Origin of the sequence: Francisella sp. 19S2-4 (assembly GCF_036281795.1) — a bacterium.
Lineage (GTDB): Bacteria > Pseudomonadota > Gammaproteobacteria > Francisellales > Francisellaceae > Francisella.
In genome coordinates this window covers 1-7,279 of sequence record NZ_JAWUZH010000065.1, presented here as the reverse complement: position 1 = coordinate 7,279, position 7,279 = coordinate 1, and the positions used below count along the sequence as shown (strand labels likewise).

Below are 7,279 nucleotides of genomic sequence, written 5' to 3'. Positions count from 1 at the left end.
CTAAGTTTTTACTAAAAATAGCAAAAATATTCCTATTCATAGAAATTGAAAGATTTATTCAACAGTCTTTTAGATTTCCCAGAAACATTTTTTTTTAGTATACTGCCATCATTATCTAATTTTTTAAGTCCTAACCCAATGTGTCCACATTTCCATCTATAAACATCCACTCTAAATATATTATTAGTATTCAAAGACCTATCCTTAACAAATAAATTAATATTTAAAAAAATAGCATAAAAATGTAACTAGTATATTTCTCAATCGTAATAATTAAATTTTTTCGTATATATAGGCTAGTCAATGATTTACTTCACAATAAGTGACTATAGATTAAAATCTATAACTAAGAAGCTTTTTTATTTAGAATTTTAAGCAGATCAATATTTAAATTAAGAACATTTACTGTATCGATTCCCAATAAATGCTTGGTCGTATTTTTCTCAATTAGCTGTTCTACTTGTTTGACTGGTAAATTATTTTTCTTAGCTACATATTCTTCTTGATACTTTGCAGATTGTAAACTTATATCAGGATCAATGCCACTAGCTGAAGCAAAAACCATATCTTCAGGAATAGCTTTAGAACCATATATAGTTTGTAGCTTACTAACTCTTTCTTTAACATCTTTTAGTTGAGTTTTATTATTAACAGCATAGTTTGTTCCACCTGTTGCTAGTGGATTATCATTTGATGCTGATGGTCTTGTTTGGAATAAATTTGTCGGCATAACCTGACCAATCAACTTAGATCCAACTAACTTACCATTATAGTACTCTTGAGACCCTGTTGTTGTACCTTTTGATACAGTATAACCAACCGACATTATAAAAAATGGATAAGCTACTCCTAATACAAGAGTAAATAAAAGCATTGCCTTAAATGATTTAAATAAATTTAACATTTTATACTCTCCTTACCTAAACCAAATGAATAGCTGTAATAAACATATCAATCAGCTTGATGCAAATAAACGGAACTATTACACCACCTAAACCATAATATAAAAGGTTCTTACGTAATAAAGTTTGTGATGATGCAACTACATTCTTTACACCTATTAATGCCATTGGAATCAAAAATATAATAATTAATGCATTAAATATTACAGCTGACAATATCGCACTTGTAGACGAATGAAGATTCATTATATTCATAGCACCCAAACTTGGAAAAGCTGTCACAAATAATGCGGGAATTACTACAAAATATTTTGCGATATCATTAGTCACGCTAAATGTTGTTAGAGCTCCTCGAGTAACAAGTATCTGCTTCCCAATTTTAACGATCTCTATGATTTTCTTAGGATCTGAATCTAGATCTACCATATTTCCAGCTTCTCTAGCTGCAGAAGTTCCTGTAGCCATAGCAATACCAACATCAGCTTGAGCAAGTGCAGGAGCATCATTTGTTCCATCTCCACACATTGCTACAGTTTTACCTTCTTCTTGAGCTTTTATAATATAATCTAGCTTATCCTGAGGTGATGCTTGAGCAACAAAATCATCAACCCCAGCTTCAGCTGCAATCGCTGCTGCAGTTAGAGGATTATCACCAGTAATCATCACAGTCTGTACACCCATCTTACGTAACTCTTCAAAACGCTGTTTAATCTTTGGTTTAATAATATCTTTAAGATGTACAACACCTAAAAGTCTATCTTTTTGAGCTACTGCTAAAGGTGTACCTCCTTGCTCAGATATTTGTTCTGTAACTTTTTTAAACATCACAGCTAAACCACTATCAAGCTTACCTTCTAGATAATTCTCTACAGAACATATAGCCCCTTTTCTTATCTCTAAGTTTTGATAGTCTATGCCACTCATTCTTGTATATGCTGAGAAAGGTATAATTTCTGCTTCTGATAAATCTACTTTCTTTTTATCAAAGCCAAAGTTCTTTTCAGCTAACTTAACTATTGATTTACCTTCAGGTGTCTCATCTACTAAAGAGCATAACCATGCAGCATGAGCAAGCTCCTCTGGAGAAGCCGCTCCTAATGGAATAAAGTCTGTTGCAAAACGATTACCTAATGTAATAGTCCCTGTTTTATCTAAAAGTAATAAGTCAATATTACCAGAAGACTCTACAGCCCTACCTGACATAGCTACTATATTGAACTTTAACAATCTATCCATACCCGATATCCCAACAGCTGAAAGCAGACCTGCAATTGTTGTTGGAATTAAAGTCACAAATAAAGCTATCAATACTACTGCTGATAACTGAGTCCTACTATACATTGCCATGCCATATAAAGAACATATCGCAAATATAAAAATCAACGTCAACCCTGATAATAAAATAGTCAAAGCAATTTCATTTGGTGATTTAAGTCTTTTAGCATTCTCAACAAGATCAATCATCTTATCTAAAAAACTCTCACCTGGATTAGATGTTACTTTAATTTTGACACTATCAGATAAGACTTTTGTACCAGCTGTTACTGCTGAGTTATCAGAACCCGCTTCTTTAACAACTGGTTCTGACTCTCCTGTTATTGCTGATTCATCAATTGTTGCCATACCTTCAATAACATCACCATCACATGGGATAAAATTATTAGTATCGACAAAGACAATATCACCTATTTTAAGGCTTTCGGCATCTACTTTTGTAAGATTCCCTTCACTATCTTCTTTCATAGCAAAAAGCTTTGATTTAGCTGCTTTTAGCGTATCTGCTTGAGCCTTACCTCTACCTTCAGCAATACCTTCAGCAAAGTTTGCAAAAAATATTGTAAACCATAGCCAAATAACGATTTGTAATGTAAAGCCAACGCTTTGACCTTCAAAAAGCTCTGTTATTAAATACAATGTACATAGTAAGGTAACAACTTCAACACAGAACATAACCGGATTTTTGATCATCTGGCGAGGATCACATTTTGAAAAAGTTTTTGCTAGAGCTGGTACTAATAGCTCTTTTGATAATAGACTCGGAGATTTTTTTGTACTCATAACTTCAACCTATAAATAAGTTAGATTTAATTGATCTAATATTGGACCCAAGCCTAATGCTGGGAATATTGTCAAACCACCAATTATTAATATTGTAAAAAACACCAATACTGAAAATATAATACTTGTAGTATCTAGTGAACTAATTTCACATATCTGTGAGCTTCGCTTTTTCTTAACTAAAGAACCCGCTAACATTAGCACCGCAAAAATTATGCCAAATCTACCGATAAACATACTCAATGCTATAGTTATATTTAAATAACTAGTATTTGCTGCTAATCCCGCAAAGGCACTACCATTATTATTTGCTCCTGAAATATAAGCATATAATATTTCTGAAAAACCATGAGCACCACTATTTGTTAAAGATGCATGCACACTTGGTATAACGCTCGCGATCCCTGTAAATACCAATACACAACATGGCGAAACTAATAGAGCCAACATAGTCCATTTCATATCATTAGCTTCTATACGTTTACCCAAGAAGCTAGGAGCTCTACCAATCATTAATGAGCCAATAAACACAGCTAACATTAAGAACATAAAGAAACCATAAAAACCAGCTCCGATACCTCCAAATATAACTTCACCTATTGCCATATTTAGCATAGACATCATCCCACCAATAGCAGAATAACTATCGATTACACTATTTATACCACCATCTGAAGCTGATGTAGATACTGTGTTGTACAAAGTTGAATTAAATATACCAAAGCGAGTTTCTTTGCCTTCCATATTAGATAAATGTCCTATCTGACCATATATATCTTGGATATGCTTGCTATCAAGAAAATCTAAACCATGAAGCTCTGAGACTGTCATAATAAGTAAAGAAATAATAAATAAAACCAACATAACTCCAAAGATTGTCCAGCCTTGCTTTGTATTTCCAACCCACTTACCAAATGTGTAAGTTAAAGCTGCTGGTATCGCAAATATCGAGATCATTTGAATATAGTTTGTTATTAGTGTTGGATTCTCATAAGGATGTGCAGAGTTCGCACCAAAGAAACCACCACCATTAGTTCCAAGTGACTTTATTGCCTCTTGTGAAGCTACTGGACCTTGTGGAATAATTTGCTCACTACCTACTAAAGTATGAACATGTAAATATGCCATTATATTTTGTGGCACTCCTTGGAATACATATACAATGGCAATAACTATTGATATCGGTAGTAGTATCCAAAATATACCTTTACCAAGATCATTCCAAAAGTTACCAACGGTTGCTGTTTCATGTCTAGCTATAGATCTTATCAAAGCAATTGCTACAGATAACCCAACAGCTGCTGAAACAAAATTTTGTACCGCAAGAGCTATCATCTGTGAAAAATAGCTAGCTCCTGTTTCTCCAGAATAACTTTGCCAGTTTGTATTTGTCACAAAGCTAATAGCTGTATTAAACGCTTGAGAGAAACTCATACCTTTTATTTCTTGAGGATTTAAAGGTAAAACTCCCTGTAAAACAAGTATCAGAAAAACAAAGATAAAAGCCATTATTGAGAAGCTTAATAAGCTAAAAAAATAAGCCTTAGCTGTTTGCTCTTTTCTTGAGCTTTCTCCCAAAAATAATAAGTATAATCTTTGAAATGGTCTAGCAAACCAATCTAAATTAGTTTTTTCATTATTAAAAACTTTAAATATATAGTTTCCTAATGGCTTTGTTATCAAAGCTATTATTACTATAAAGATTGCAAATATTATAAAGTTTAGATACATAACCTACCCCTACCAATTAAAATTTATCTGGAAAGATAAGAGTCAAAGTCATATAAACCGCTAAAGTTATCATTACAACTGCAGAAAGAAAAATCATATCAACCTCTTTTTATATTTTAAATTTATATCAATTTTTCAAAGGTGATAGATTATAGATTCTAAAGGTATAAAAGTTCTATTAGGAAATAATAAAGAAAGTATAAAATTTTCATAAAATTTTGTGTTTTAAAAGATAAATAAACTAGTTTAAATTTAAGAGTTATTTTATAGAGAATTTCTTCTTAAGCCTTATTTATAAGAATGAGCTCCTGCTCCCGCGAGCTTACCATTTTTGACGATATAATATTCATCCCTAATCTCTTTTCCAGCTAAAAAACACTCCAATATTTCTCTTGTTCCCGCTGCATATCTTGCTTGCGCAGATAGAGTAGTTCCTGAGGTATGTGGAGTCATACCATTATGTGACATAGTCCTCCAAACATGATCCTTTGGAGCAGGCTGAGGATACCATACATCTCCAGCATAACCACTTAATTGACCAGTTTCTAATGCTTTGACTACAGCTTGTGCATCACAGATCTTTCCTCGAGCAGTATTTATTAAATAAGCTCCTTTTTTCATCTTATTTATAGTAGTTTCATTAAATAAATTTTCTGTCTCTTTATATAAAGGACAGTTTATGGTTATTACTTCACAAACTTTAAGCATTGATTCTAGATCAGAATGATAGGTCAAATTTAACTCTTCCTCTATATCTTGTGGCAATCTATACTTATCAAAGTAATGTAACTTAGTATCAAATGGCTTTAATTTTCTTAGTACAGAAAGCCCTATCCTGCCTGCTGCTACAGTACCAACATTCATCCCTTCAAGATCATATTATCTTTTTACAGCATCCGCAATATCCCAACCACCAGATCTAGCTATTTCATGCTGTGTTAGATAATCTCTAACCATAGATAAAATCATCATTACAATATGCTCAGATACTGAAATTGAGTTTGAATATGTCACCTCAACAACATCAATACTATTAACGGCAGCTGCAACTAAATCAACATGATCAGAGCCAATACCTGCTGTTATTGCTAGCTTAAAATTTTTAGCTTTCTGTATCCTTTCTTTTGTAAGATAAAAAGGCCAAAAAGGTTGAGATATAACAACATCAGCATCAATTAATTCTTGCTCTGCTCTACACCCATCACCATCTTTATCTGATGTAACCACAAGCTCATGACCTAAATCCTCTAAAAACTTTCTTAACCCAAGTTCTCCAGAAACACATCCGAGTAACTCACCTGGTTCATAATCTATCTTCTTTGGTGTTGGTAGCGATGAGCCATCAGGATAATTTTTTAACTTAGGTATTTCGTTTAATGGGTATTTTTTTGGCATACCATCTTTAGGATCATCATATAAAACACATAATATTTTTATTTTATATAGCTCCTAATTATTTTTGTATTCTTGAAAACTCTGGAAAAACATTCTCTATTTTATTTGCATAGCCTGACTCTTTGTGTTCATCAATCCATTTTGTTTTTTGTGCTTTATTATTCACAACAAAAGATTCTTCATATTGAGCTAACCAAGAATGACGTATAATATTCCACTCTCTTTCAGTAACTTTTTTAATAACTTTACCAGGAACTCCCGCTACAAAACTAAAATCAGGAATTCTATCAATAACTACAGATCCTGCTGCTATTAAACAATTATTTCCTATGACTGTATCAACAACTTTTGCTCCAATTCCAATCATGCAATTTTTACCAATTACACTTTTATGTACCATAGCACCATGTGTTATATTTGTTCCATCACCGATTAAAAAACCTTCTCCAGTAACTCCTATACCATGTAAGATACAGTTATCATTAATACAGACACCTTCACCAAATACCATTTTATCAAGATCAGCTCTTATAACCGCCCCTGCATAAACACGACAATTTGGTCCCATAGTAACATCTCCAAAAACCCAAGCAGTATCATCCATTAAAACTGTAGGGTGAATTTTTTTCTCGTCATTAATTAAAATCATAGCTATTCTCCTTATCTTAAGAATTTTTTATATAACATAAAAAATTCCCTTTAAAAACTATAGTATTATTAACTTGGCCAATGACTGATACCTCCTTTTTTATATCACTAATATGGCTAACTAAAGATCCAAAAAAACTTACAATATCTCCTAATATAACTGGCTTAATAAATGTTATTTCTGCCTTTCCTAAAACTACATTCTCATGATTCACTGTTAACATAGCTGCATAGTCTGCTGCACTAAAGATAAATCCGCCATGAATTAATCCTGTCTTTTCTGCAAGCATAATCTCTGTTGTTTTAAGATTTACTTGAGAAAACCCTTGTCCTAATTCAACTAAATTACCTGAAATATTTTCATCTATCGATTTGTGAGTAAGAACATTATTATTCATATTACTCTCCATATGCTACTAGCTAGTTTCTTTTTTTGAGATGCCCACTCTCACTACCATCATGCTTATCAATTAAAGACTGTTGAATTAATATCCCAAATTGTTAGATATATTTTGTAAAATACAGATGTTACAGATATTAGTATT

7 protein-coding genes are annotated in these 7,279 nt (G+C 32.4%); all 7 read right to left on the bottom strand.

Translation table 11 applies throughout. The features are described 5' to 3' along the window. Positions 1-346 precede the first annotated feature (346 nt). Positions 347-904, bottom strand: a complete 558-nt coding sequence (locus R8535_RS10325) for a potassium-transporting ATPase subunit C (protein ID WP_329498987.1) — start codon at positions 902-904, stop codon at positions 347-349. A 16-nt stretch (positions 905-920) separates the two neighbouring features. Next, the gene (kdpB, locus tag R8535_RS10320; RefSeq protein WP_329498989.1) at positions 921-2,960 is read right to left on the bottom strand and encodes a potassium-transporting ATPase subunit KdpB; all 2,040 of its coding nucleotides are present in this window, start codon (positions 2,958-2,960) and stop codon (positions 921-923) included. A 9-nt stretch (positions 2,961-2,969) separates the two neighbouring features. Then, the gene (gene kdpA / locus R8535_RS10315; protein WP_329498991.1) at positions 2,970-4,691 is read right to left on the bottom strand and encodes a potassium-transporting ATPase subunit KdpA; all 1,722 of its coding nucleotides are present in this window, start codon (positions 4,689-4,691) and stop codon (positions 2,970-2,972) included. A gap of 288 nt (positions 4,692-4,979) precedes the next feature. After that, positions 4,980-5,555, bottom strand: coding sequence for an NAD(P)-dependent oxidoreductase (locus R8535_RS10310; protein WP_329498993.1), 576 nt, complete (start codon positions 5,553-5,555; stop codon positions 4,980-4,982). A gap of 15 nt (positions 5,556-5,570) precedes the next feature. Next, positions 5,571-6,086: a hypothetical protein gene (locus tag R8535_RS10305; protein ID WP_329498994.1), complete on the bottom strand. Its 516-nt coding sequence runs from the start codon at positions 6,084-6,086 to the stop codon at positions 5,571-5,573. A 58-nt stretch (positions 6,087-6,144) separates the two neighbouring features. After that, on the bottom strand, positions 6,145-6,735 hold the full coding sequence (locus tag R8535_RS10300) for a gamma carbonic anhydrase family protein (RefSeq protein ID WP_329498996.1): 591 nt from the start codon (positions 6,733-6,735) through the stop codon (positions 6,145-6,147). A 16-nt stretch (positions 6,736-6,751) separates the two neighbouring features. Continuing rightward, the gene (locus R8535_RS10295) at positions 6,752-7,132 is read right to left on the bottom strand and encodes a PaaI family thioesterase (RefSeq protein WP_329498998.1); all 381 of its coding nucleotides are present in this window, start codon (positions 7,130-7,132) and stop codon (positions 6,752-6,754) included. Between the last annotated feature and the right edge of the window lie 147 nt (positions 7,133-7,279).